General features: G+C 42.7%; 24 protein-coding genes. 14 read left to right on the top strand and 10 right to left on the bottom strand.

What is annotated here, in order from left to right:
* Nucleotide 1: 1 nt before the first annotated feature.
* The 4 genes from DVY93_RS04435 (at nucleotide 2) to DVY93_RS04420 (ending at nucleotide 4,285) form a co-directional block, all read left to right on the top strand.
* Nucleotides 2–1,003: a Stealth CR1 domain-containing protein gene (locus DVY93_RS04435; protein WP_404671889.1), complete on the top strand. Its 1,002-nt coding sequence runs from the start codon at nucleotides 2–4 to the stop codon at nucleotides 1,001–1,003.
* Between the two features lie 251 nt (nucleotides 1,004–1,254).
* The gene (locus DVY93_RS04430; protein ID WP_198333501.1) at nucleotides 1,255–2,421 is read left to right on the top strand and encodes a nucleotide sugar dehydrogenase; all 1,167 of its coding nucleotides are present in this window, start codon (nucleotides 1,255–1,257) and stop codon (nucleotides 2,419–2,421) included.
* On the top strand, nucleotides 2,421–3,434 hold the full coding sequence (locus DVY93_RS04425; RefSeq protein ID WP_230709324.1) for an NAD-dependent epimerase: 1,014 nt from the start codon (nucleotides 2,421–2,423) through the stop codon (nucleotides 3,432–3,434). The genes DVY93_RS04430 and DVY93_RS04425 overlap by 1 nt, the downstream gene beginning before the upstream one ends.
* Before the next feature lie 83 nt (nucleotides 3,435–3,517).
* Complete coding sequence (locus DVY93_RS04420; RefSeq protein WP_230709322.1) at nucleotides 3,518–4,285, top strand: hypothetical protein; 768 nt, start codon at nucleotides 3,518–3,520, stop codon at nucleotides 4,283–4,285.
* Nucleotides 4,286–4,303: 18 nt separating this feature from the next.
* Here DVY93_RS04420 and DVY93_RS04415 read toward each other — a convergent pair whose 3' ends face one another.
* From DVY93_RS04415 to glnE, 6 genes are all read right to left on the bottom strand, one after another.
* Nucleotides 4,304–5,386: a glycosyltransferase gene (locus DVY93_RS04415; protein ID WP_198333498.1), complete on the bottom strand. Its 1,083-nt coding sequence runs from the start codon at nucleotides 5,384–5,386 to the stop codon at nucleotides 4,304–4,306.
* Between the two features lie 68 nt (nucleotides 5,387–5,454).
* Nucleotides 5,455–6,321: a glycosyltransferase gene (locus DVY93_RS04410; protein WP_198333497.1), complete on the bottom strand. Its 867-nt coding sequence runs from the start codon at nucleotides 6,319–6,321 to the stop codon at nucleotides 5,455–5,457.
* 102 nt (nucleotides 6,322–6,423) lie between these two features.
* Nucleotides 6,424–7,260 carry a glycosyl transferase gene (locus DVY93_RS04405; RefSeq protein WP_230709320.1) on the bottom strand — a complete coding sequence of 279 codons (837 nt, stop codon included), beginning with the start codon at nucleotides 7,258–7,260 and terminating at the stop codon, nucleotides 6,424–6,426.
* Nucleotides 7,261–7,366: 106 nt separating this feature from the next.
* Entirely contained in the window at nucleotides 7,367–8,296 is a 930-nt protein-coding gene (locus tag DVY93_RS04400; protein ID WP_193006625.1) for a branched-chain amino acid transaminase, read from the bottom strand.
* A gap of 396 nt (nucleotides 8,297–8,692) precedes the next feature.
* Nucleotides 8,693–9,847 (bottom strand): RNA-guided endonuclease InsQ/TnpB family protein, encoded by a 1,155-nt coding sequence (locus tag DVY93_RS04395; protein WP_230709318.1) that lies wholly within the window; start codon nucleotides 9,845–9,847, stop codon nucleotides 8,693–8,695.
* Nucleotides 9,848–9,965: 118 nt separating this feature from the next.
* Nucleotides 9,966–12,830, bottom strand: a complete 2,865-nt coding sequence (gene glnE / locus DVY93_RS04390) for a bifunctional [glutamate--ammonia ligase]-adenylyl-L-tyrosine phosphorylase/[glutamate--ammonia-ligase] adenylyltransferase (protein ID WP_414706645.1) — start codon at nucleotides 12,828–12,830, stop codon at nucleotides 9,966–9,968.
* A gap of 216 nt (nucleotides 12,831–13,046) precedes the next feature.
* Between glnE and tusD the strand changes: the two genes are divergently transcribed.
* Complete coding sequence (tusD, locus tag DVY93_RS04385; RefSeq protein WP_198333495.1) at nucleotides 13,047–13,460, top strand: sulfurtransferase complex subunit TusD; 414 nt, start codon at nucleotides 13,047–13,049, stop codon at nucleotides 13,458–13,460.
* 90 nt (nucleotides 13,461–13,550) lie between these two features.
* Here the strand turns inward: tusD and DVY93_RS04380 are convergent, their stop codons facing one another.
* Nucleotides 13,551–14,858, bottom strand: coding sequence for an RNA-guided endonuclease InsQ/TnpB family protein (locus DVY93_RS04380; RefSeq protein ID WP_230709311.1), 1,308 nt, complete (start codon nucleotides 14,856–14,858; stop codon nucleotides 13,551–13,553).
* Between the two features lie 74 nt (nucleotides 14,859–14,932).
* Here DVY93_RS04380 and tnpA point away from each other — a divergent pair, with 74 nt between their 5' ends.
* From tnpA to DVY93_RS04360, 4 genes are all read left to right on the top strand, one after another.
* Entirely contained in the window at nucleotides 14,933–15,331 is a 399-nt protein-coding gene (tnpA, locus tag DVY93_RS04375) for an IS200/IS605 family transposase (protein ID WP_198334751.1), read from the top strand.
* A gap of 131 nt (nucleotides 15,332–15,462) precedes the next feature.
* Nucleotides 15,463–15,786 carry a hypothetical protein gene (locus DVY93_RS04370; RefSeq protein WP_193006756.1) on the top strand — a complete coding sequence of 108 codons (324 nt, stop codon included), beginning with the start codon at nucleotides 15,463–15,465 and terminating at the stop codon, nucleotides 15,784–15,786.
* A gap of 91 nt (nucleotides 15,787–15,877) precedes the next feature.
* Nucleotides 15,878–16,207 (top strand): hypothetical protein, encoded by a 330-nt coding sequence (locus tag DVY93_RS04365; RefSeq protein ID WP_198334750.1) that lies wholly within the window; start codon nucleotides 15,878–15,880, stop codon nucleotides 16,205–16,207.
* Between the two features lie 35 nt (nucleotides 16,208–16,242).
* The gene (locus DVY93_RS04360; RefSeq protein WP_193006807.1) at nucleotides 16,243–16,557 is read left to right on the top strand and encodes a TusE/DsrC/DsvC family sulfur relay protein; all 315 of its coding nucleotides are present in this window, start codon (nucleotides 16,243–16,245) and stop codon (nucleotides 16,555–16,557) included.
* Nucleotides 16,558–16,645: 88 nt separating this feature from the next.
* Here the strand turns inward: DVY93_RS04360 and DVY93_RS04355 are convergent, their stop codons facing one another.
* Nucleotides 16,646–17,206, bottom strand: a complete 561-nt coding sequence (locus DVY93_RS04355) for a tRNA (cytidine(34)-2'-O)-methyltransferase (RefSeq protein ID WP_193006758.1) — start codon at nucleotides 17,204–17,206, stop codon at nucleotides 16,646–16,648.
* 257 nt (nucleotides 17,207–17,463) lie between these two features.
* Here DVY93_RS04355 and DVY93_RS04350 point away from each other — a divergent pair, with 257 nt between their 5' ends.
* Nucleotides 17,464–17,604: an entericidin A/B family lipoprotein gene (locus DVY93_RS04350; RefSeq protein ID WP_193006759.1), complete on the top strand. Its 141-nt coding sequence runs from the start codon at nucleotides 17,464–17,466 to the stop codon at nucleotides 17,602–17,604.
* Nucleotides 17,605–17,705: 101 nt separating this feature from the next.
* On the opposite strand, the gene hemW is transcribed toward DVY93_RS04350, so the two are convergent.
* Nucleotides 17,706–19,049: a radical SAM family heme chaperone HemW gene (gene hemW / locus DVY93_RS04345; protein WP_198334748.1), complete on the bottom strand. Its 1,344-nt coding sequence runs from the start codon at nucleotides 19,047–19,049 to the stop codon at nucleotides 17,706–17,708.
* Between the two features lie 358 nt (nucleotides 19,050–19,407).
* Between hemW and DVY93_RS04340 the strand changes: the two genes are divergently transcribed.
* The 4 genes from DVY93_RS04340 (at nucleotide 19,408) to accC (ending at nucleotide 23,901) form a co-directional block, all read left to right on the top strand.
* Nucleotides 19,408–19,899, top strand: coding sequence for an EVE domain-containing protein (locus DVY93_RS04340; RefSeq protein ID WP_230709300.1), 492 nt, complete (start codon nucleotides 19,408–19,410; stop codon nucleotides 19,897–19,899).
* A gap of 307 nt (nucleotides 19,900–20,206) precedes the next feature.
* Nucleotides 20,207–21,574 (top strand): MATE family efflux transporter, encoded by a 1,368-nt coding sequence (locus tag DVY93_RS04335; RefSeq protein ID WP_230709298.1) that lies wholly within the window; start codon nucleotides 20,207–20,209, stop codon nucleotides 21,572–21,574.
* 411 nt (nucleotides 21,575–21,985) lie between these two features.
* Entirely contained in the window at nucleotides 21,986–22,414 is a 429-nt protein-coding gene (gene accB, locus DVY93_RS04330) for an acetyl-CoA carboxylase biotin carboxyl carrier protein (protein WP_193006763.1), read from the top strand.
* A 125-nt stretch (nucleotides 22,415–22,539) separates the two neighbouring features.
* Complete coding sequence (gene accC, locus DVY93_RS04325; protein WP_230709296.1) at nucleotides 22,540–23,901, top strand: acetyl-CoA carboxylase biotin carboxylase subunit; 1,362 nt, start codon at nucleotides 22,540–22,542, stop codon at nucleotides 23,899–23,901.
* A 120-nt stretch (nucleotides 23,902–24,021) separates the two neighbouring features.
* Here the strand turns inward: accC and DVY93_RS04320 are convergent, their stop codons facing one another.
* The gene (locus DVY93_RS04320; RefSeq protein WP_230709294.1) at nucleotides 24,022–24,633 is read right to left on the bottom strand and encodes a hypothetical protein; all 612 of its coding nucleotides are present in this window, start codon (nucleotides 24,631–24,633) and stop codon (nucleotides 24,022–24,024) included.
* Nucleotides 24,634–24,775 lie beyond the last annotated feature (142 nt).

Genomic DNA, 24,775 nt, shown 5'->3' with positions numbered 1-24,775 from the left:
CTTGAAACAACCTGACGGAAAAACACTAGACGTGGTCATTGCTTGGGTAGATGGCGACGACCCTCGCCTTAAACAAAAAAGAGAAGCTTATAAATCGGGCAAATCAGTGGCTTCAGAGGCAGTAACGGCCACACGTTTCGCTAGTGACGATGAGATCTACTATAATATTGCGTCTATCATCAAATACGTGCCTTTTTGCCGTCATATCTATGTTGTCACGGACCAACAACGGCCAGCCTTCATCGATGAATTTGCTAAGCAAAATATTTGTTCAGCCGATAAAATACGCATCATCGATCATAAAGACATATTTTCTGGATATGAGCAGTACTTACCGACGTTTAATACCCGATCGATCGAGACAATGATATGGAATATCGAAGGACTGTCTGCCCACTTTATCTATATGAACGATGATTTCTTTTTTAATCAACCAGTGACGATCAATGATTTTTTGGACAATGAAAAGCTTATCATTCATGGGCATTGGCGCAAAAATGCTGCTTTGAATGCCAAGCTCAATGTTCGCAAATCTCGCTTTAAATTATTTGGGACACCAATACAGCCAAGCCACACCGTAGCGCAGATGTTAAGTGCGAAAGTGCTGGGTATGGATCGATTTTTTGAGATACATCATTACCCCCATATTATCGATAAAAATATTTTAAAAAACCATTTACTCAGTAATCCTGACTTTTTGATAGAACAGATTAAATATAAATTTAGAAACGTCGCCCAAGTAAACCCTGTCACCTTGATGAACCATCTAAAAATCAAAAAAGACGAGGCAGAACTAAAGCCAAATATACCTGTCAACTATTTAAAAAACAAAAGTAGCGTAGAAGATTTTATAGTTACTTTGGAGAATGAAACTGTTAAATACGGCTGTATTCAAAGCTTAGACCTTCTTGAGCCAGACCTACAGAAAAAAGTCAGCCAAGCCATGACTCATAAGTTCTCAGCTTATTTGCCACGCTCAGTAGTAAAAAACAGCAGTGAATGACCCTAAATTGCCGCTTTGGCTTTGGCCTCAGCTTGTGTTGATCTTAGAACTATAATGAGTTCAGTATAAAAGCGATACAGTGGGACTGGATGAATTTTTTGCAGCCTCTGTCTGCGCAGGCACAGCACGCCAGAAAAATTTATACCAGTTCCACGTTAGAATATGATGTCTCTGTTTTATTTAGAATTGACTATATTTAGTACTGGATTAAATCATTCATAGCGTAAACTTAAAAATCATGTGGATTCATTATGAAAATAGCAGTAGTAGGGACAGGCTACGTAGGCTTATCAAATGCAGTGTTGTTGGCACAGCACAATGAAGTCGTCGCTGTCGATGTCCTCCCTGAAAAAATAGCGTTGTTAAATGCGAAGCAATCTCCTATTGAAGATGAAGATATTGACGAGTTTTTATCGCATAAAAACCTCAATTTTTCTGCAACGCTTGATGCTGCCGCAGCCTATCAAGATGCCGATTTTATCATCATAGCAACGCCAACTGATTATGATACCAAGACCAACTATTTCAACACGTCAACGGTAGAATCGGTGATTGAACAAGTGCTGTTGGTGAACCAACAGGCGACTATTGTTATAAAGTCTACTGTTCCTGTCGGATACACGGTCACGGTCAGAGAACGGTATGCGACTGATCGTATTATGTTTTCGCCTGAGTTTTTACGAGAAGGCAAAGCCCTGCATGACAACCTTTACCCCTCCCGAATCATCGTTGGTGAACAGTCTGAACGTGCTGAAGTATTTGCCAACTTGTTGCTTGAAGGCGCAGTTAAAAAAGACGTGCCCTTATTATTTGTGCGCCCAACTGAAGCTGAAGCGATTAAATTGTTTTCCAATACTTATTTAGCCATGCGCGTGGCTTATTTTAATGAGCTTGACACTTATGCTCAGATGTTTGGTCTCGACACCAAACAGATTATAGAAGGCATTGGTTTGGATCCACGTATTGGCAATCATTATAACAATCCGTCATTTGGTTATGGCGGATATTGCCTTCCTAAAGACACCAAGCAATTATTGGCAAATTATGATGAGGTGCCAAGTAACCTTATCAGAGCCATTGTCGACTCTAATAGAACACGCAAAGACTTTATTGCTGATAAAATTATCGAAAGGCAGCCAAAAATTGTGGGTATACATCGACTAGTCATGAAAAGTGGCTCAGACAACTTTAGAGCCTCTGCCATACAAGGGATTATGAAGCGCATTAAGGCCAAAGGTATCGAAGTTGTGGTGTATGAGCCTGTGCTAAAAGAAGATGACTTCTTTAACTCACGAGTTATTCAAGACATAGAGACGTTTAAATCAATGAGTGATGTCATTGTCGCAAACCGCCTATCTGATGATATAAAAGATGTGGCCGACAAAGTGTTTACTCGAGATCTCTTTGGGAGCGACTGATGGAAATTTTAGTCACTGGCGCTGCAGGCTTTATAGGCTTTCACTTGATCAAAGCCCTGTTAGACACCAACTCACCCAATAAAGACTATCATATCGTTGGTATTGATAATATCAACGACTATTACGATGTTGGTCTAAAAGAAGAGCGTTTACAGATATTAAGTAAGCTATCAGCACCAGAAAATTTTACTTTCATGAAATTAGACCTTGCTGATCGCACAGCAATGTCCAATCTCTTCTCCACCTATCAATTTGATACCGTGATTAATTTGGGTGCTCAAGCAGGCGTACGCTACTCTATCGAAAATCCAAATGCCTATATTGACTCGAACGTGGTTGGCTTTGTTAACGTATTAGAGGGCTGTCGTCACCACGATATCAAGCACTTGATCTATGCCAGCTCTAGCTCTGTCTATGGCATGAATATTAAACAGCCATTTACCACTGCTGATTGTGTTGATTTTCCTATCAGCCTATATGCGGCCACCAAAAAATCCAATGAGCTTATGGCCCACAGCTATAGTCATTTGTATAATATCCCGACGACAGGATTGCGATTTTTTACTGTTTACGGTCCTTACGGCCGACCTGATATGGCATATTTTTCTTTTACCAAAAAGATTTTAGCTGGAGAGCCCATCAATGTATTTAATAATGGTGAGATGCAGCGTGATTTTACCTATATTGATGATATCGTCAAAGGCATTATTAGAATAATAGACAAACCTCCCTTACCCCAAAATTCTACTATTACTACAGCGTCTGCCCCCTATAAGATTTACAATATTGGCAATAACCAGCCCGTCACGTTGCGCCGCTTTATCACTGCCATCGAAGACGCGTGTGGCAAAAAGGCTCAGGAAAACCTACTACCGATGCAAGCAGGCGACGTGCCGATTACTTATGCAGATATAGATGAATTGATAGATGATACTGGCTTTAAGCCTGAAACCAGTATCGAAGAGGGTATTGAGAGATTTGTGGATTGGTATAGAGAATACTATTCAGTTTAAATAAGAACAAAAAATCTCCAACTCCTATAATTCAAGCGTTTGATCTTTAATATCGCTATATTTGCTCAAAGGATTCTAAACATATGACTACATCTTCAAATTGGCAAAGAAAATTGCTGTTAGTATTCCGAAGCGAAAAAAGATTGAATGCGGGTAAAATTATCAAAAATTATGATGGTAAAAGCTTTGATGAGATGAAAGCAACAATTATTACTGAGTCAATGTGTGATATTGAGGCACTAACAGATGAGCGCAAAAGCAAAGATTTAGAAAATCATTTGAATAATTTGAAATACCAATCACTAGGGGAATCTGAGCTCTGCTTTTATCACAATACACTTATTATATTGATGCGTCGTAAATATAAAATAGATAAAACATTTTCTGAATTTGAGAGATTATGGGAAGCAGAGAGCGACTATTTGTTAAAGCATCTTTCGTTGCGCTGGATAGTCTCAGCCTGCGATACTTTTATTGACCACTCAAATAATACTCTTAGAGCTGCTATTCTAATGAATGTCATTACTCTAATGAATACCTTAAGAACCTATGAAACCAAAAACTTTCTGCAGCTACCTATTAATACCGAACATACATCATTATTGGCTGAAAAAATCGAACTACTTTATGCTAGCGACTTACCCTTGTACGATGGTCTTACCTACTTCCGTGTCGGCGGAGATGATAGCTTAAGAAATATGCGTAAACGTTATAAAACATTCTATAAAACTGATAGATTGGCCACTACTATATTACTAACCGTATTTGAAAAGATACAACATCATAATACCGCTTTCAATGCCCTCAGATCATTACATAAAGACGATTGGTCTAAATGGTGGGACGAATAGAGTTTAATAATCTTTCTCTTATTTGTGACTGTCCATAAACTCAAGATATTTTTTGGCTACTTTTATCGGAAGAAGACTATCATCAAAATCAGATTTAAATTGATTTGGATCTTTCATCGCTTGACTCAACTTTTCTTTAATTGAATGAATATCATCTGTCAACATCAAGTTTTTTGCAGGTAACATTTCGCCAGGACCAGACTGACAGTCAGTACTGATGACTGGAATCCCAATGGCTAAGGCTTCTGCAATAACTAAAGGGAACCCCTCTCTATTGGATGTCAATATTTCAAAACTTGCATTTTTCACATAAGGGAAGGCATTGTCATGAAAACCCACCAATATCGCTTTACCTTCTAGACCGAGCTCAATAATTAATGCCTCTATTTCACGTTTGAGCTTACCCTTCCCTAAAATCAGTAACTGTAGAGACATATCTGTTTGAGCATATGCTTTTAATAAAATATCGTGCCGCTTTGCTTCTTTGAAACTACCAATATGCACAATATAATTTTGATAGTCAGGAACAAATGCTTCAGCCATTTTCTCAATGGCAACTTTATCTATAGGGTTATTGATAGTTGTTATAGGAGTGATATCACCAAGATAATTTATGAGATCCTCCTGAACGCCTTTACTCACACATATACAAGGGTGTTTAGAATACCTATTAATTAACTTTTGCTTTAATTTATGAGACTCGCTGGTTTGGTTAGCTTGATGGCTTAACGACAATGTAGTATGAATGACATACATAATATTAGGCATCTCACTGTTGCTCATAATACTATCAGCCCGATCAAGATTAGATAATATGATATCAGGGCTGCCTATTTCTTTTAAAATATACTTATCTACTGCATGAGCAAAAATTTTATCGCGACGTTGTGAACCTGGTATTAGCTTATAAGGTTTGAATTTAAGTATATGGTAATTTAGATTTGAATTTAGATCGTACTCAATCAGAGGTTTGAATCTTAAAACATGTACTTCATAACCTAATTCATGGAATCCCTGTCCTAGCGTAAGTACAACACGTTCGGCACCGCCACCTTGTAAGCAATTAATAACGAGTAACGCTATTTTTTTATGCTGATTCATATAACACGACCTATAAATAAATTATTGCACATTCTTTAGAAAAAATTACAACTGTATTATAGAAACTATTAGCGCTTGAACAGCCTTGCAAACAGAGATTTAGAAGACGTTGGACGGGTAACTTGATTACCAACATAGCCTTTTTGAGTTTTTTTTGGAAAGGTACCAAAAGGATCTATTCGATAATTCTCTAGTTGATAGCCATTAGTCAAAGCTTCATTATAATAGTTATCAAATAATTCAACTAAATCTTGTCTAGGGTGTGGTAAAACCTCTCCATCGAACCAATGCGTTGAACCTTCTGCTTCAAGCCGTTTCAATGAGTACTTGTGACTAAACTGCGTACCCATATCAGAATAATGTAAAACTTTAATATCTTCTATCGGTAAACTCTCTCCATCAATACAATTATAGCTGTCATTGAAGGGTGCTAAAAGTCGTGGGTTCTTTTTTATCATTTCCATTATTCTTTTATGACTATCAGCGTCCTCCATGATTTTCTCAACTGAAGGAAGACTATTTTTAGCACGACTGCAATCCCATACACAGGTACACATACGAGTCTTTTTAGAAACTTTCTTAGCCGCTACTATAGACTTCCCATCAATTGGATGATTCCACAATTTTAACAAATCATCTAAAATAACGACATCTGTATCCATATAAATAGCACGTCCAGAATAATTACAATATTCTGGAATCGCCCAGCGAAACCCTGAGAATGGTGTGTCCCAATTAGTAGTATTCCATCCTTCACCAGTCTCAGGATTAGAATACCAATAGCTATTAGGATCACGCGATAATTGCATCCATACTATTTCAACTGGTACACTGGTATGTTTATGAATACTATAATCTAATACCATCATCTGCTCTAGATCACAGTTATTTGGGTCACAACCGACAAAAACTCTAATAGTATCATTTGTTTTCATAATTATATCCGTTGACTGATGAATGCTCCAAGTCTCATATCTATGACATAAAGCTTTAATACTGATTTTTTAACGTGAAAGTACTCAAATATAGCATTGAGCTTACTCTTTCCAATATTTTTCTATCCACCCTACTGGTAAGATAAAATGACGCAAATGACGTAGTGGTCTCTTTAAATTTTTGGGTTCAGTGAGTCTTTTTAGGTGATCTTTGGCGTTGTTAGCCGCATTTTTGTTGTATCTACCTTCAATAGCATGCGTAGGGTATAAGTCGCCAGGGAAGATAACGATACGGGCACCCTTAGGAATCTTTGGTTCCTTGATATAGTTCAGCGGGAATGGCTGACGGCATTTACGTCTAAAATGTGCTACCCATGCCTTTGGAAACAGCTTAACACCGCCTGGGGCATTCCGAGTGACAAAGCGCTGCTCAAATCGATACTCATCAGCGATACCTTGTGGATCGGCTTTGAATGTCTCTTGTAATGAAACAAGCGATCCTACCTGAAATCTAAAGCAAGAAGTCTGCCCTAAGCGCTCTAAGGGGTTACTCGGGTTATAGGACAAAATAACGTCATCTGGCTCCCCATACTCAAAGAAAGGATCAAGGCTGTCTACTATAATCACATCCAAATCTACAAACAGCACTGTGCCTGTCAAATCACCTAGCTTCTCACCCCATAAACGCGACTTTGGCCATTTACCCAACGTATTGGTCGGCATAGTGACATCTAGCGGTGGCAACTCTTGGCATTCGATTTCTGGGCGTACATCGGTCGTATCATCTGTAAAACAGACAAAACGAAACGGTGGCGTGATGTTACGAGAGACCATGCCGTATAATTTATTGGCATAATCCGCACCATACTTTGTCCCCCATTTAATACAAATGATTTGTTTGACGTTTTTATTATCTGCTGCACTAGAATCTATTGGCATTGGCTGCTCACTTTAATCGTGTGAATAAATATGATGGCTATATTAGCATAAAAAAAAGACTGAACAATTATGTTCAGCCTTTTTAGCCTTGAAAGTAATGGCTTGGTTAGTCAATAAAGCTTAACCAGTCCATATATTTCTCATTGCGACCATGCACCACATCAAAGTAGAGGGTTTGCAATTTTTCAGTCAGCGGGCCACGACCACCATTACCGATTATACGATCATCATACTCACGGATAGGCGTGACTTCAGCAGCAGTACCGGTCATAAAGATTTCATCTGCTAAATAAAACTCATCACGAGTGATACGGCGTTCGATAACATTGATACCCAAATCAGCCGCGAACTGAAGGATAGTACGACGAGTGATGCCGTCTAAAGCGCCGCCAGACAAATCTGGGGTGTGTAGCTCACCGTTTTTCACTAAAAATAAGTTCTCGCCAGCACCTTGACAAACAAAGCCTTGTGGATCCATTAAGATCGCTTCATCATAGCCACTACGAGTGACTTCTTGGTTTGCCATGATAGACACAGGGTAGTTACTAGATGCTTTCGCCTTACACATCGTGACGTTTGGCATGTGATGCGTATACGATGAGGTTTTTACGCGGATACCGTTTTTGATACCTTCGTCACCAAGATAAGCGCCCCAATGCCAAGCAGCGACCATCGCGTTGATACTGTTATCACGTGAAGACAAACCCAGTTTTTCTGCACCCACCCAAATCAGCGGTCGGATATAGGCTTCTGCTAAGTTGTTTTGCTTGACCACATCCTTATGCGCTTGCTCTAGAGTCGCTGCATCAAAGGGTACATTCATTTGAAAGATTTTTGCAGACCCGAGTAGACGCTCAGTATGTTCTTTTAGGCGAAAAATCGCCGTACGTTTATCGGCAGTTTGGTAAGCGCGCACGCCTTCAAACACAGCCATGCCATAGTGCAGACTGTGAGTGAGCACATGGACTTTAGCATCTGGCTGTTCAATCATCGTGCCATTCATCCAAAGCTTACCATCTTGTGTTGCCATATTCATTTTATAGTCCTTACGTTAGCACTGACGTCTAACTTTTTTAGGTAGGTTGTATTTAACAGTGGGTATCAACATCGTATCATAACACCGCAGCGACAATTTTTATGACTTAAAACTCAACCGATTATATCACTGGCCGTGTTGGCAAATGAAATCTTTTGGTTGGTGGTCACAGGGTTTTTAATTATGATAAAGCATTACAGTTTAAGAGTCTTTTTGAGTATCAGCAAGCCGTTCCAAAAATCTTACTCAAACCTAACTAATATTAACTATTAGCCAGATTTGACGTTTTCTTTCTGCTTCACTGTCACGCGCTACTTCTCGTTTGAGACTTAGACTGACCACGACTCCACAGACTTTTTTAATTGGCGATGGAACTCACCGTCCAATAAAACGGAGTTATGCGGCTGTTAAGATGACAGTCGCGTTGTTTAAAATATTGATGCTGGCGTTAAGGTCGCGGTCATGTTTTGTCTGGCAGCTAGGACAGATCCACTCGCGCATCTTCAACGTCAGCTCATCTTTACCAAGGATATGATTGCAGTTTGAACAGGTCTTGGAGCTGGGATAGAAGCGCCCAACTGACTTTACCGTCTTGCCTTGCTCATTGGCTTTGTAGATAAGCTGTCGCTTAAATTCAAAGAAACCCAAATCACTGATCGCCCGTGACAATCTGCGGTTCTTGACCATACCTTTGACGTTTAAATCCTCAATTGCCATCACATCGAACGCTTTGACCAGCTTTGATGTGATTTGATGGAGAGAGTCTTGCCTAATACTCCTGATCTTGTAGTGCAAACGAGAGAGCTTGGTTTTCGCTTTTTCTCTGTTTTTACTACCTTTCTTCTTGCGACTGAGCACTTTGTTTAGCGTTCTTAGTTTTTTAAGGTTTGCTTTTAGTGGCTTTGGTGCTTTGATTTTAGTGCCGTCTGATAAAACCAATAAATCAGTAATACCAAGGTCGATGCCCACGCTTTTACCTGTCTTTTTAGTAGGAAGTGAAGATGCTTGCATCTCAACGGCCACACTGACAAACCACTTACCGCCACGCTTGGAGATGGTGGCTGACATGATCTTGCCGTCAAATCGCAATGCTTCTTTTAATCGAACCCAGCCTAGATTGGGTATGCGAATGGACTTACCTTTGATAGCGAATTGGTCATTAGACAGACTAAATTTATCGTCACGCCCTTTCTTACGAGCCGTTGGGTATTTCGTGAGGCCTTTAAAGAAGTTGTTATAAGCATCACCCAATTGCATGATTGCGGCTTGCGGAGCGCATTTGGTGACTTCCAGCATATAAGGAAATAATTCACGCTTAATAGCATTCAATTCGCGTCTGAGCTTCGCTTGTGAGGGTTTGTTTAGCTTTTTGGTATCAATCTCAATACCAGTCGCCAAACACGCCTCACGATACGCCTTGTCAAGTGCATACTGTCGTTGCCACTCATGCAAAGCCCAGTTGTAGGCTTTTCGCGCCACACCGCAAGCACGGGCAAAGTGATTTGCTTGTACGTTGTTGGGTTTGAGTTCGATTGAGTGACCACGGATCATAATGCTTTTTTAACTTCTTTTGGTTGATAGATGAATTGCTTATTTTAATTATAAATAATTAAGATTAGATAGGTTTTAGGTAACTGTTTAATAACCCCTAGTAGCAACAAGTTTGATATTATTCTTTAGGGGACTCCACACCCATTAGACGCTGCCACTGTGCTTGTACCAATGCCCGCGTCTCCTGCCATAGCGACTCCTCTACCAGTAATGACTGCTCTGATAGCGCCAACTGGTGGGTCGCAGCACGGATTCTGAGATACGCATCGGTTAAGTCCTGACAGACTTGTTCGTCCCAAATACCAAGTAACGCAACTTCTGCAAAAATACGGACATTGTCACTCCATTTGGTCAAGCTTGGATATTCGTGCGAATACGCCAACACAGCAAACTGTGCCAAAAACTCAATGTCTACAATGCCACCTGCATCTTGCTTAAGATGAAACTTACCAGCTTGTTGTTGCCATTGACTGGTGCCTAGATGTTTTTGCATTTTTATACGCATGCTGGTGATTTCACTACGTACTTGCTCAATCGTACGCGGCAGCGCCAGCACGTCTCGCCGAATGTCACAAAAACGTGCTGTCACACGTCGATCTCCACAAATGGCTCGAGCACGAACCAGCGCTTGATGCTCCCATGACCATGCTTTATCAAGCTGATAAGTCTCAAACGCATCACAAGACACCACCATCATGCCAGCATTACCAGAAGGACGTAGACGCATGTCAATCTCATACACGCGCCCATCTCGAGTTTGCGTATTAAGGTAATTCATCAGCTTTTGCACCAGGCGCGCAGCAAACTTCATTCCACTCACTGATTTTTCCCCAGTGGTCATGCCCTGCTCTTTTATTTTATGTAAAAACACCAAATCTAAGTCGGAAGCGTAAGACAGCTCTAACCCACCAAGTTTGCCATAACCGATGATAGCGAAGCCGCAATCAGCTTCCGTCACCGGGTCACCATCCTTACCGATAGGATAACCATAACGTTTGACAATCTCGGCAAACGCGCGCTCCAACGCCGCTTCCAATACGACTGCTGCGATATACGTTAAAGAGTCAGACACCTTCATAATCGGACGCTCGGCTAACACGTCACTGGCGGCAACTGCCAGCACTTGGTTCTTTTTAAACAACCGCAGGACGCTAAGCAGCTCTTCTTCATCATTGGGTTCTACCCGCAATAACTGTTGGCGCAAAATATCACGCAACTCAAGCTTGTCCGGTAAATGACGATAGCGTTGCTGTAAAAAACTGTCTAACAAAACAGGGTACTGAGCCAATTCTTTTGCAATCCAAGGACTGGCCGATAGCATCGGTATTAACTCTATCGTTGCATTGGGGTTTTCTGCAATCATGACCAAGTAGATAGAACGGCGGCAAATAGCTTCAAGCAATGCCATGAGACGCGGCAGGGCTGTATTGGCCAATTGCTGCTGTTCTTGATGCGCCAATAGTGCATGCACAATCACAGGATACGCATCATCCAAACGCTCTCTCGCCTCGTCACTTAAATTGGCGACCATCTTTGATTGCCAAAATTCTTGTAACAGTTCACGATTTTCTGCGGTGAGCACTTCATTCAACCGTGCTATCTGCGCATCGAGTTGTTCGGGCTCAAGATCCACACCTTCTTGATCAGGCACTTGGCGTTCCGTGACCATACGCTCAAATGGATCATTGACAGTGTCCCGATGATGATTGAGCCTGCTTAGTAATGCGTCCCAATCGTCAAATCCAAGTATGAGAGCCAGGTTATGTTGCCAATGCGGATCATGTGGTAAGCGTTGAGTTTGCTGATCGTTAATGGCCTGAATGGCATGCTCAAGCCGACGCAGGAATCGATAAGCGGATTGTAGTTGCTCAAACGTTGATAGCTCTAGATATCCGAGTTCGTACAACATTTGCATCGATTGCAAACAGGACTTAATCTGTAGCTGTGGATGTCTACCGCCATAGATCAACTGAAAGGCTTGTACGATAAACTCAATGTCTCTAATACCACCGGCACCAAGCTTAATGTTATCCAAATCCTCACGCTGAGCAACCTGATTTTGGATAAGCGACTTCATCTCTCTAAGTGCTGAAAAGGCACTGTAGTCCACATAATAACGAAAGACAAATGGCTTGATAAGCGCTTGTAACTCATCATAGAAAGGCTGCTCTACCTGCCCCACTACCCGTGCTTTTAACCAAGCAAAACGCTCCCAGGCGCGGCCGTGCAAAGCAAAATACTTTTGTAACGCTGAAAGGTGAATGGCCAAATCGCTCCCATCACCCCACGGACGCAGGCGCATATCGACTCGAAAGACAAAACCATCGGCCGTCTTATTATCAAGCAATTTGATGATACCTTGACCGAGCCTTGTCATAAAACGCTTGTTGTCTATACTACGAGTGCCCTCGTCTTTATTCCCATTGGTTTCACCGCGTGCTTGATGGACAAAAATGAGATCGATATCACTCGATAAATTCAGCTCTTGAGCGCCAAGCTTGCCCATGGCCATGATCGCCATGTCATCAATTTGTACATTACCTTGTGCATTAATAAAAGTCGGTTCACCATACTTTTTAATCAAATGCCGATACGTATAGTCTTTCGCAAACGAGATGCAACCATCGGCAAATTCGGACAGCTCATCGGTCAGTTGCTCAAGTGCTATCATCTGTAAAGCGTCTTGCCAAATCCAGCGCATCATCAGTAGCATCCGCAGATGGCGCAGACCGCTCATGACCTTCGCTTCATCAGCGAGTTGATAATTTTCATCCAACGTATAGTCTTGAATCAAATCGTCTATTTGCTGGCGCGTTAGAGTCTGATCTAATGGATAGCTACGTAAAAACGTTTGACATGATACCGTCCGGCTTTCCCAAATCTGATAAGCAAAGGCACTCGCCGTCTGCAGGACATGCAGTTGTTCGGCCGTCGGCTGATAATCGGTACCATGGTTCATACGTGAAGGCATAGCAGGTAACATAGGGACATAAACTCCTTATATAGAGTGATAAGACTACGTGAACCTAGCCTATAAGTTTATTGTTTTTTCTTACGAGGCAGTCACAGTATCAAATAACCGTACGGAATATGTCAATATTTGACACAAAACTATGTTTAATAACCGTGAACCTATTTGCTTTGAACGGCTTTATGTTAGCATAAACAACTTTAGCACAGATGATTGATAAGACCTCCTATGACACCTACTACGCCATTACTCCTATTGACTGCTGATCCTAGTCACCCACTTGCCCATCTGGCATTACGCTATGCTCGCGCTCATTTGCAAAGCACCGCTCATAAAGACAATACCCAAAATAGCACATTAAACGTGTTTTTTTATGGAGACGCTGCTCATATCGCCAATTGTTTACGCTGGCAGTCTGCCGACCAAGTTAACTTAACCAAAGAGTGGCAAAATCTCGCTGAGCAGTACGAGTTGTCACTGCCCGTCTGTGTCAGTACCGCACTCAGTCGCGGTGTCAGCGACACAGATAACAGCACGCGTCATCAACTTGATGGCAATAATCTTGCTAGAGGTTTTGCATTAGTTGGACTTAGTGAGCTTGCCATGATGATGCAAGGCAGTCGTCACTTAATGCAGTTTTAACCGTCTCTCACTGAAATAACGGATCACTTGATTGACACACTCCCCCCACTTTCGCCAAGCTCAAGTAGGGGATTCTAAAAGCCTAAGCTCTTAGGCGACTTTCTCACGAATGTCACAAGTTTTCTGTTTCATCGGGCGACCTTGACTGCATCCTCCCTCCGCAGACAAAACGGCATGTCCTGCCGATAAAATATTACGAGCTGCATTAATATCAGCGTTGGCTTTATGACCACATTTGACGCACTCAAACTTTGCCTGAGTTTGTCTGTTTTCCTTGGCGATATGCTGGCATTGAGAGCAGGTTTGGCTGGTGTAGCGTGGGTTTACTTTGATAAGTAAGCCGCCGCGCCACTGCTGCTTGTATTCAAGCATATCAATCATCATACCCCAGCCTTGATCTAAAATGGATTTGTTTAATCCTGACTTGGCTTTGACCTGACGGCCTTTGTTCTCCACCGACCCGCTGGCTGATGTCGACATATTGATGACTGTTAAATCTTCACAAGCGATCATGGCGTGGTTTTTGCTGATGCTGGTGGTGATTTTATGCAAGTAGTCATGACGAATATTGGCGATATGATGGTGGAGCTTTTGAATCTTGCGGTTGTGTTTTTTCCAGTTTTGGCTAAACAGAACTTTTCTGCTTAATTGACGCTGTAATTTGGCAAGTTTAACCTGGTTGGCTTTAAAGCTGTTTTTGGGTTTGATATATTCACCGTTTGAGGTGGTGATGAGTTTGCTAATCCCCATGTCTAAGCCAATGGCGCTTGTGGCAGGGTGAACCGGCTTTTCGGCCAGTTCGCGCTCAGTGCCAAACGACACGTACCAGTGACCTGACTTCTTGCTAATGGTGACATTCTTGATGACACCGATGATGTCTTGAGACTTTCTAAATTTCACTAGACCAATGCCATTCGGTAGTTTGATGCGGTTGCCCTCAACACGGCAATACTTATCAAACTGAACCAGTCTGATTGAATCGCAGCCATCTGCTTTGCGCTTAAATTGTGGCATCAGTGCCCGTCGTTGAATCTCTGTGCCATCAGCCAGTTTAAAGAACTTGGGCTTTTTGGGTTTCTTTTTATTCTCTTTGAATCTGGCGTGTACTTTGGGGTCAAAGAATCGTGACCAAGCAGACGCAAGATCGCGTACCTTTTGTTGTAAGGACACGGCATTAGAGCTAGATTTCAGAAAGGCAAAATCAGGATTACTCTTTAGATCCATGATTTTATTAACGAGGTTGGTGGCATTGATAAAGTCATTTTTAGCAAACATCTCAAATGAGATTGCCAGCATGTGATTCCAAACAAAACGCGCTGAGCCGACAAGATTATTTAGAATAATCTCCTGCTCTATAGTAGGCTCAAGCCTAAATTTATACGCTTTGTTGAGTTTCATAAATGCTTTCTTTATTAATGAGTATGTATTTGATATTATGCTTATAATACTAGCATTTAAGGATATTTGTTGCAATGAGTGAGATATATAAAAATCGCCATGCCGCCTTTAATCTTCACGTTCACTTAGTTTTTATTACTAAGTACCGAAAAAAGGTTTTAGGTGAGTTGCATCATGAGTGTTTTAGTCAGTGTGTGGCTGAGGTCTGTAAAAGTTTTGATGCTGAGCTAAAGGAATGTAACGGTGAGGCGGATCACATTCACATGCTTATCCAGTATCCACCAACAGTGCAATTAAGCAAATTGGTTAATAACTTGAAGTCAGTCACAAGTAGGCGAATGAGGGGAGGTTTTATTGATTTAAGAGCAGCTTATTCCAAGCCTGTGCTTTGGTCACGTTCCTACTTTGCAAGCTCTTGTGGCGGTGCGCCATTAGATATTATTAAACAATATATTCAGAACCAGCAAGGCTAGCCAGCGATGCAAAATTCACCGCCACCCTAATGTCGGGTGGAGTCCTCTTTTGCTTTTTTGATAGACTGCAATGTTATAAAACGGACGCTACGATATCGATCCTAGCCGATCAAACAGATTAGGAACCAATCATGAAATTATTAATTCAGCTGCATACGCCGACAGAGATGGCCAGCTATGAAGGCTGTGCGCTTGCGCTAACGTTGGCTACCTTTGGCCATGAAGTACAGCTGTATTTAGACGCCCCAGTCTTTGGCCTATTGATGCAACCTGAGTCACGCTTGCATGGCATGATTCAGTCGCTTGAGCTGTACGATATGCCAGCCGCTTGGCTGCCTGATGATGTCTTTAGTGGCTGGGCCATAGGGATGTTGCCAGCCGATTTGGCCTCACAACTGACACTAGTTCCGGATGTGATAAACTCGCAAGCCTTTGAGCAGATACTGAGATTCTAATGGCAATACTCTCTGTTTAACCCGATATGAGCTGCCCTGTTTGATACGAGAATATTTGATACTAGAATAACTACCGCAATTGGACATCATTATGACAACGTTATATCAATTACACAGTACCATGGACACGCTTAGGCGCAGTACCGAAGAGATGTCGCGCACGTGGCGTACTGGTGACAGTATTGTCTTGCTTGGCACCACGGTCGCTTTTATCGATTGGTTCGATGCCTACGTCGCTGATAGCGAGATACAAGGTATCGCGGGTATTTACGCGCTAGCCGATGATGTGGCTCAGCTCACGACTAATACCAGCGCCAAGTTAAATCTATCCGCTAAATTAAGTGGTGTGTTGACAGACACAGAGTGGGTCAATCTGACTCAAGACAATCAGTTTGATAAAGTCGTGACCATAGCCTTATGAGCAACAATAATATGACCACCCCTACTATGACCGCTATGAACATTGAGCTAGATCAAGATGGCCATTTGTGTGACCATACTCTTTGGACACCCGATATTGCCCAGCAACTGGCGAACACGTTAGATGTGGATTTAGGCACTGAGCATATACAGATTTTGCAACAAGTACGGGCGTTTTTTGCTAAATTTAATCACGCGCCAGCGACAAGGCCGCTCATTAAGTGGCTACAAAAAACCTTGCCGGAGCAAGACATCAACAATCAAAAATTGCAGCAATTATTCAATACTGGCTTGGTCGCCCGCCATGTAAATCGCCTTGCTGGCCTGCCTAAGCCGCCTAATTGTTTATAAAAACTATTGTTTATAAAGACTAATGGGGACTGCTCCGCTCCGCATTAGTCCTTTAGCATTTTGAGCACACCAGTCAGCATCTGAGTGTTTATTTTGAGTCATAGACGGTTAATGTCTCATAACCGATACTACGGCCTTCATCGCCACGAAAGCCTTGCTGACGCCATATCTCATACAGGCATATTGCCACGCTATTGGACAAATTTAAACTGCGTGAATCAGCCAGCATCGGCAATCGCAACCAATTGCTCGCACCAATATCTTCACGAATCTCATCTGCCAATCCGGCGGTTTCAGAACCAAAAACCAGCGCAATATTAGGCATTAAAGCCTCACCTGTGGCCCCAGCCTCTTGCTGACCAATAAAGTCATAGTCATAGAAAGGTTGACTCAGTTTGGTGGTCAGAGCGGTAACGGTTTGGCAGTCAGCAGCTTGTAGTGCCTGTCTTGCTGCTGTCCAATCATCATGTACTTGTAGATGGGCATACTCATGATAGTCCAAGCCTGCACGGCGTAGCTTTTTATCATCAAGCTCAAACCCTAAAGGCCTGACCAAATGCAGCTGGGCGCCCGTATTAGCACATAACCGAATAATATTGCCCGTGTTACTAGGCATTTTGGGGGCTACCAGTACAATGTGAATGGTCATACTAACTCCTTAAGTGGTAAAGCCGAACTATGGTGAAATTGATGAGCTGTGTGTAAATAAAAGTTACAGTTTACTGGCAATAATTACATTTTGATACTGGGCAGCGTTTTTAACTTTCTCTATGATGTCTGTAACGGATAGCGAGATAATAGTTATACATTATCAGCGTGTCTAATACCCCTCAGTGAAGCTTGCGCCCAGCGCTTAGCGTCACTGTTATTATTTTTAACAACCCATTTATTTTTGAGGATACTATTATGAAAAAAGTAATCATCGCATCTTTAACTGCTATGTTTGTTCTAACTGGCTGCAACACTTTTAAAGGTCTAGGCCAAGACGTAGAAGGCGCTGGTGAAGCAGTAAGTAACACAGCGACAGACGTCAAACAAAAAATCTAAGTACTCACTTCTTAGACTTTTAAAAGGGCTTATCATTTATTTGATAAGCTCTTTTTTTATCCTCTTATCTTTTGACCCAAGAGTACGGGTAAAAGACCGTGCTATAAAAATGCTCGTAATATCTGATTGAGATAACGCTGTCCTAACGCTGTCGGCTGTAGCTGCTCAGAGCTGTCTATCAATAATCCCTGCTCCACGAGTTTGCTCACTTGTCCTGCAATGTCCTGATAACCAACTCCCGTTCTTGCGGTAAACAATGCCCAATCTACCCCGCCGTGTAACCGTAGCGCATTTAGCATAAACTCACTAACCAGCTCATCACTAGCAATCTTTTGCCAGCCCACCATTTTTGGTGCATTTTGGTGAGTATCAGAGTGCGCAGCTGGTTGATAGCGCATACCGTCTTGAAGCATATAATCTTTAGGCAAACGTGATTTGCTAAAACGATAAATACCTGCCTCTGCCAACCAGTCATTCTCTAGCACTTTATCTTTGTCGGACGGTCTCGACTCGTTACTATCTCGTGCTGAGGCGTTGTTGCCTATTGACACTTTGCCATGCGCGCCTGCGCCAATTGCGAGATAATCACCAAATTGCCAATAATTAACATTGTGCCGACATGGTTTATCTGATGCGCCCGCCCAAGCGGAGACCTCATAATTGTTGTAGCCCAATTGCTGTAGTAAGGTTTGACCTGCTTGCTCAATATCCGCCAGATTGTCTTCATCTGGCAGTATAGGCTGGCTACGATAAAACACGGTGTTGGGCTCAATCGTCAACTGATACCAAGAGATATGCGTGGCACCTGCATCGTGCGCCATTTGTATGTCAGCCAGCGCTTCATCCATGCTCTGCTGCGGCAACCCATGCATCAAATCCACATTGACCCGCTCAAAGCCAGCCGCACGCGCGGCCTGAATGGCTGATAATGCCTGAACAGGATCATGTATACGCCCAAGCGTTTGTAATTTATCAGCAGCAAAGCTTTGCACACCAATCGATAAGCGATTGATACCCACACTCAAATACTGGGCAAAAGGTGCGTGCTCTAGCGTGCCTGGATTGGCTTCCATCGTCACTTCGATGTCATCAGCAAATGTAAAGACATGGCGTAGGCCAGAAAATAGTCGTTGATACTGGGCAATGGGCAGCAAGGACGGGGTCCCCCCTCCAATAAATATTGAACCAATCTTGCGCCCTTGAGACAATGACTGTTGCATACTTGCGTCTAGCAATAGCGCATCTACGTACTCGTCATACATGGAGAGTTGGGTATCTATCGGCAGCTCGTGCGAGTTAAAATCGCAATAAGGACACTTTTTGACACACCACGGGATATGGATATAAAGCGCTAGTGGGATATCCTTTACGTCTATCGTGCCCACAGTGGCGTTATTAGGCGGGCTGATATTGTCTGATACGTGAACAGGTTTGGTATTTGACATAATTGAATGTCTCAATAAATGGTTAGCTGCTGTGATTAGCAAAAGTAGCGCTAGGATAACGGCTAGACCGCATAAAGAAAAGCACGATGATAACAAAAGTATCCATAAAGCCACTTACAAAAATGGGTGTTAATGCTGGTAACTTATCGGCAAGATATAGTCGATACAAGACATAGTTTTACGTTAATGTTGATGTGCGGCTGGGATAAATGCTGCGCCGCCTCTGTCAGCGTAGACACAGCATACAAGTAATCTTTATTCCAGTAGCTGTATATGATGTTTATGGTGGATTAACGCTATCCACAGCGCTTTGATATAAAACGGCTAATCAATAGCCAATAATGGAAGGATGAATTATATGGCTTACTGGTTGATGAAATCTAACCCTAAGTTTTTTGGGATTAAGGATTTGCGACGGTTAGAAACAGACAGTTGGGATGGTGTCCGCAACTACCGCGCCCGCAACTTTATGCGCGATGATATGCGTGTTGGTGACAAGGTTTTCTTTTATCATTCTAGCGCCAAACCCTCGGGGGTGGCTGGCATCATGACTGTCAGTAAAGCAGGCTATCCTGATCCCACGCAATTTCACCCCGAGCACCGTCACTACGACCCGCTCGCAACCGAAGATGCACCGCGCTGGTATATGGTCGATGTGACTTTTGAGCAGGCCTTTGTAGACGTTCTACCTTTGTCAGAACTGAAGTTTCTACCCGCGCTTGAAGACTCGCTGTTGCTTAAAAAAGGCTGTGAGCAGTTGACCATTATGCCACTAGAGCCCAAACATTGGCACGCCATTATGGCCATGGCAGAAACCCTAGATCTTCTATCAGGTGACGCAAAACTTTGATGGTATCCATAAACCTTAATACCGTCGGTCAATTAAAACCACCGGTGAAGAAGCCGTTGACATCATACCCCAGCTTCTTTACCATCTTATTTATTTATGACCTGTCAATCTACTGCTTGGATTGACGGGTTATTTTTATTTTTGTGCCTTCACTTTTATTTTCTTACTCTGTTCATATGGGCTTGCTCATATTATTTATCGGAGTATTATCGGCACTACTCCTATTTTACTGTCTCGCTATTAACTTGTTGATGGCAGTGTTTGCTCATCAATAATAATGACTGCAAAGAATAAAAAGTTGCTCACTATGGCTTTCCCATTATCTTTTAGAGATTTCAAAAGTTACAGTTTACGTTTAGGCGTGCTTGCACTGCCTATTTTAATCACTCAGTTTTGCCAAGCAGCCCTTGGTGTAGTCGATGCCATTATGGCAGGTCAAGTTTCTGCGCTGGACTTGGCGGCTGTGGCTGTTGGGTCTGGGATTTGGCTACCGCTGTTTTTATTAGCCACGGGTGTTTTAATCGCAACCACGCCTCTGATTGGTGAGGCGATAGGGCAAGATCAGCACAGTCAAGTACCCCATATCACGCAACAATCTTTATGGACGGCTGGCGTCATTGGTATTATTGGCTTTATTGTGGTCAATTTAGCCCCAAGTGTACTTGGAATCATGGGTGTACCTGAAAATATCCAGCCGATTGCTACGCAGTATTTGCATGGCGTGTCATTTGGCTTCCCAGCGCTGGCAGTCTATGCCGTGCTACGCAGTTATTGCGAGGCGCTTGGACGACCTGAGCCGGTGACCGTTATTAGTATCATTGGCCTGCTGGCCGATATTCCTCTGAACTATATTTTTATTCATGGTCTGTTTGGGATGCCTGAGATGGGCGGGGCTGGCTGCGGGGTCGCGACGGCCTTAGTGTTATGGATAAATGTGCTATTACTTGCCGCTTACACCAGCTTCACTAAGCGCCAGCAATTTGCCAGCACACGTTTTTTTTATGCCTTTGCCAGTCCGAATCGCACACAGATCAAAAAGCTGCTTAAGCTTGGTATACCTATTGGCATATCCATTTTCTTTGAGGCCAGTCTGTTTAGCTTAGGAGCGCTGGTCATTAGTCCTTTGGGTGAGTTGGCAACCGCCTCACACCAAGTGGCACTGGCCGTAACGTCACAGCTGTTTATGATACCCATATCGGTCGCCATGGCTCTGACCATCATGATCTCCAATCGCTTTGGTGAAAAAAACCTGATGGCGCTACGTCAAGTGCAAGCCACTGGTCTGATATGGACCGTATTGATCGCGCTCACTTGTATGCTGGGAATATGGCTATTTAGACCACAACTGGCAGCCGCCTTCACTGACAATCCATTGGTGATCGCGCAATCTATGCACCTACTTATCTTTGCGCTTGCTTATCAGCTGTTTGATGGGTGGCAAGTGAACGTAGCGGGTATATTACGCGGTATGCAGGACACCACCGTCCCAATGTGGGTCACGCTGTTTTGTTATTGGCTGGTTGCTTTACCACTCGGTATTTACTTAGTGCGCTTTACTGACGTCGGTGCACAAGGGTTTTGGATGGCATTAATCACAGGTCTATTTTTATCCTCTATTCTACTGACCCTACGACTGCGCTATCAACAAAAACGCTTAACCACAATCTGGCGTTGATTTAGGGTATGTTGATTTAGAGTATAGTTATAAGGCTTTAAAGTGATACAGAGCTACGGGCCAAGTTTCTTTGCTGTCTCTGTTACGCTTACAAATAGCGAGCTAAAATTTATACCCATAACATGAGTATCAGTGTAACCATTTTATGGAGTGCTAACTATGTGCCCGTTCAAATGTCGTCACTAGTGATAATGACTAGCACTCCATGGGCACATAGACTATGATAAATCATTGAATATTTCTTACTCGCAAGCCCGCTTACGTCATAATATGTAAAAAAACTCAGTTAACAACTGTACATCGATTGCTCATTGCCATGAATATAGGTATCATTAGCAGTTATCTACACAATATTTACACAATATTTAGTTACACTATTTCTCGAATTTAGTACAAGGCAAGATTAAAACTATGGATATTGAAAAAATACGCACCCTAATTGCACTCATGGAAGAAAGCGAACTGGTTAATTTAGAAATCAGCTCAGACGACGAACATATCAGCTTGACTCGTCACTATGATACGCCTGCCCCTACAATGATGGCCGCTCCTACTGCAGGCGCGGCGCCTATTGCTGCTGCGCCAAAACCAGCAGAAAAAGCGGGTAGCGTTGAGACGTCTCCCATGGTTGGTGTTTTCTACTCAGCACCAAGTCCGAACGATCCCCCATTCGTAAAGATTGGGCAAAAAGTTCAAGCCGGTGATACCTTAGGCATCATTGAAGCCATGAAAATCATGAACCCTCTTGAAGCGACTCAAAGTGGCATTGTTGATGAAATCTTGGTAGATAATTCTGAAGTGGTACAGTTTGGCCAACCTGTCATACGCTATAAAGCGTAACGCTATTTGCCACCCTTTACTTCATTATGACTGATGTCTTTTGATATGTGTCACGTTATCTTTAATAGTACGATGCCATATATCGAGACTCAGTCGATGACTGCCGCTTCGACAAGGATGACCCCATGATAAAAAAACTGCTCATCGCCAATAGAGGTGAGATTGCCCTACGTATTGTTCGAGCTTGTAAAGCACTTGGAATAGAAACCGTTGGCGTCTATTCCACGGCTGATGCAAACTTGATGCATTTGCGCTTTGTTGATGAGGCAATCTGTATTGGCAAACCTAATGCCAATCAAAGCTATCTTGATATCAATACCATTTTGACCGCTGCTGAAATCACGGGTGCTGACGCCATTCATCCTGGTTATGGTTTTTTATCAGAGAATGCTGAGTTTGCTGAACAAGTTGAAGAAGCAGGCTTAACCTTCGTCGGTCCTAACGCTGATCACATCCGCCTAATGGGTAATAAAGTCTCAGCGATTAATGCCATGAAAAAGGCCGGCGTGCCGACAGTGCCAGGCTCTGTGGGTGCCGTCACACTACATAATGCCGAAGAACAAGCGCGCAACATTGGCTTTCCGCTACTGATTAAAGCGGCTTCTGGTGGCGGTGGTCGCGGCATGCGAGTCGTTGAGCGCTTTGATGAGCTTATCGGACAAGTACAAGCCGCAAAACAAGAAGCTGAACTGTGGTTTGGCGACGATACCGTCTATATGGAACGCTATCTACAAAACCCACGTCACGTAGAAGTACAGGTACTTGGTGATGGTAACGGTAATGCTATCCATCTATACGATCGGGACTGCTCATTGCAGCGTCGTCACCAAAAAGTACTAGAAGAAGCCCCTGCTCCTGACATTCCTGATGACGTTCGTGAGCCCATCCTAAAAGCTTGCGTAAAAGCTTGTGAGCTGGTGAAGTATCGCGGCGCCGGTACGTTTGAGTTTTTATTTGAAAATAATGAATTTTTCTTTATCGAAATGAATACTCGGGTACAGGTTGAGCATCCAGTCACTGAAATGATTACTGGTATTGATGTGGTCGTTGAACAACTGAAAATCGCTGCGGGCTACGGCTTGTCTTATCGTCAAAGTGAGATTGAGATTCAAGGCCATGCGATTGAATGTCGTATCAATGCTGAAGATCCAGCGACCTTTATGCCGTGCCCTGGTACGGTCAACCAGTTGTTTGCCCCCAGTGGCGCGGGCGTGCGCTTTGACTCACACTTGTATCCTGGATACGAGATACCGTCGTATTATGATTCATTGATAGGCAAACTTATCTGTCATGGTCAAACCCGCCAACAAGCGGTCTCTAAAACGCTCCATGCCCTTGATGAGCTAGTGATTGAAGGTATCAAAACCAACATACCCCTGCATCGTGATGTCATTTTGGCGGATAAAAACTTTGTCCATGAAGCGCAAAACATTCACTATCTTGAAAGAGAGCTTTTAACCGCAAACCAAGCCAAAAAACCAGCATAACTTTGGCCATAAGCACTCTGCCATAAATTATACACATTAAAAAACCGCTATTGAGTAGCGGTTTTTTAGTGTAATTAAATGGATCTTTTCATAGTCGATACGTTTTGCTCATCTCACTGTTTAGGGTAGAATTCTATTGAACCTCATAAAGCATTCTTTACCATCAGGGTCAGCACACCACTGCATGTGATTGTCATCATGACTTAAAAAGGCAATCAACGCTTCATCGGTCTGATCAATCTGATTACCAGAACAGTCTACTTCGTTGTTGTCATACACTGTTTTAAGCGCAATAATAGGCAGCCCTTCTTCACGGTGTGTGATTAAGTAGCGGCCGTACGTCCATTCTTTGCCACTAACTGACCACATCTCATTGTCAGCGCCAAAGTTATATAGCTCACGGCATTGGTTAGATTTTTTAGCAGATGCGATTAATTTTTTATTGGTATTGGGCTGTATACTGAGAACACGCTTTTCTTCTTGAGTCAGAACACCACCTTCTGTACCAGCAAGTACTTTAGGTTCGTCACTCTTCGCCTTTTGGCTGCCTCTTAATTTAGCTTCCGCCTCTTTTGTCATCGTGACGCCACTATCTAAATCTATCTCCCATTGTCCAGCAATAGCAGGGCTAATGTGAGTGGTAATGGTCGGTTTGGTGATCACTTCACCATTTGCTGGCAATGATGCCAGAATAGATGCCAATGAAAATGAAGCAAATGATAGAGGTTCCATAATTAACCTTTTGATTATAATAATGTGCGCTATGTACATTAGCGTAAGTCTTAGACACCAAAAACACAAGTAACATTATGCTATTCGTCGCGATGTCTGTAAAAAAGACACGATAGAACATGATAACAACTTAGTGTGCTTT

Source organism: Psychrobacter sp. CCUG 69069 (genome assembly GCF_021023115.1).
In the GTDB taxonomy this organism is placed as follows: domain Bacteria; phylum Pseudomonadota; class Gammaproteobacteria; order Pseudomonadales; family Moraxellaceae; genus Psychrobacter; species Psychrobacter namhaensis.
Note: the sequence above shows the minus strand (reverse complement) of the source record. Positions and strands in the feature narration are given on the sequence as shown.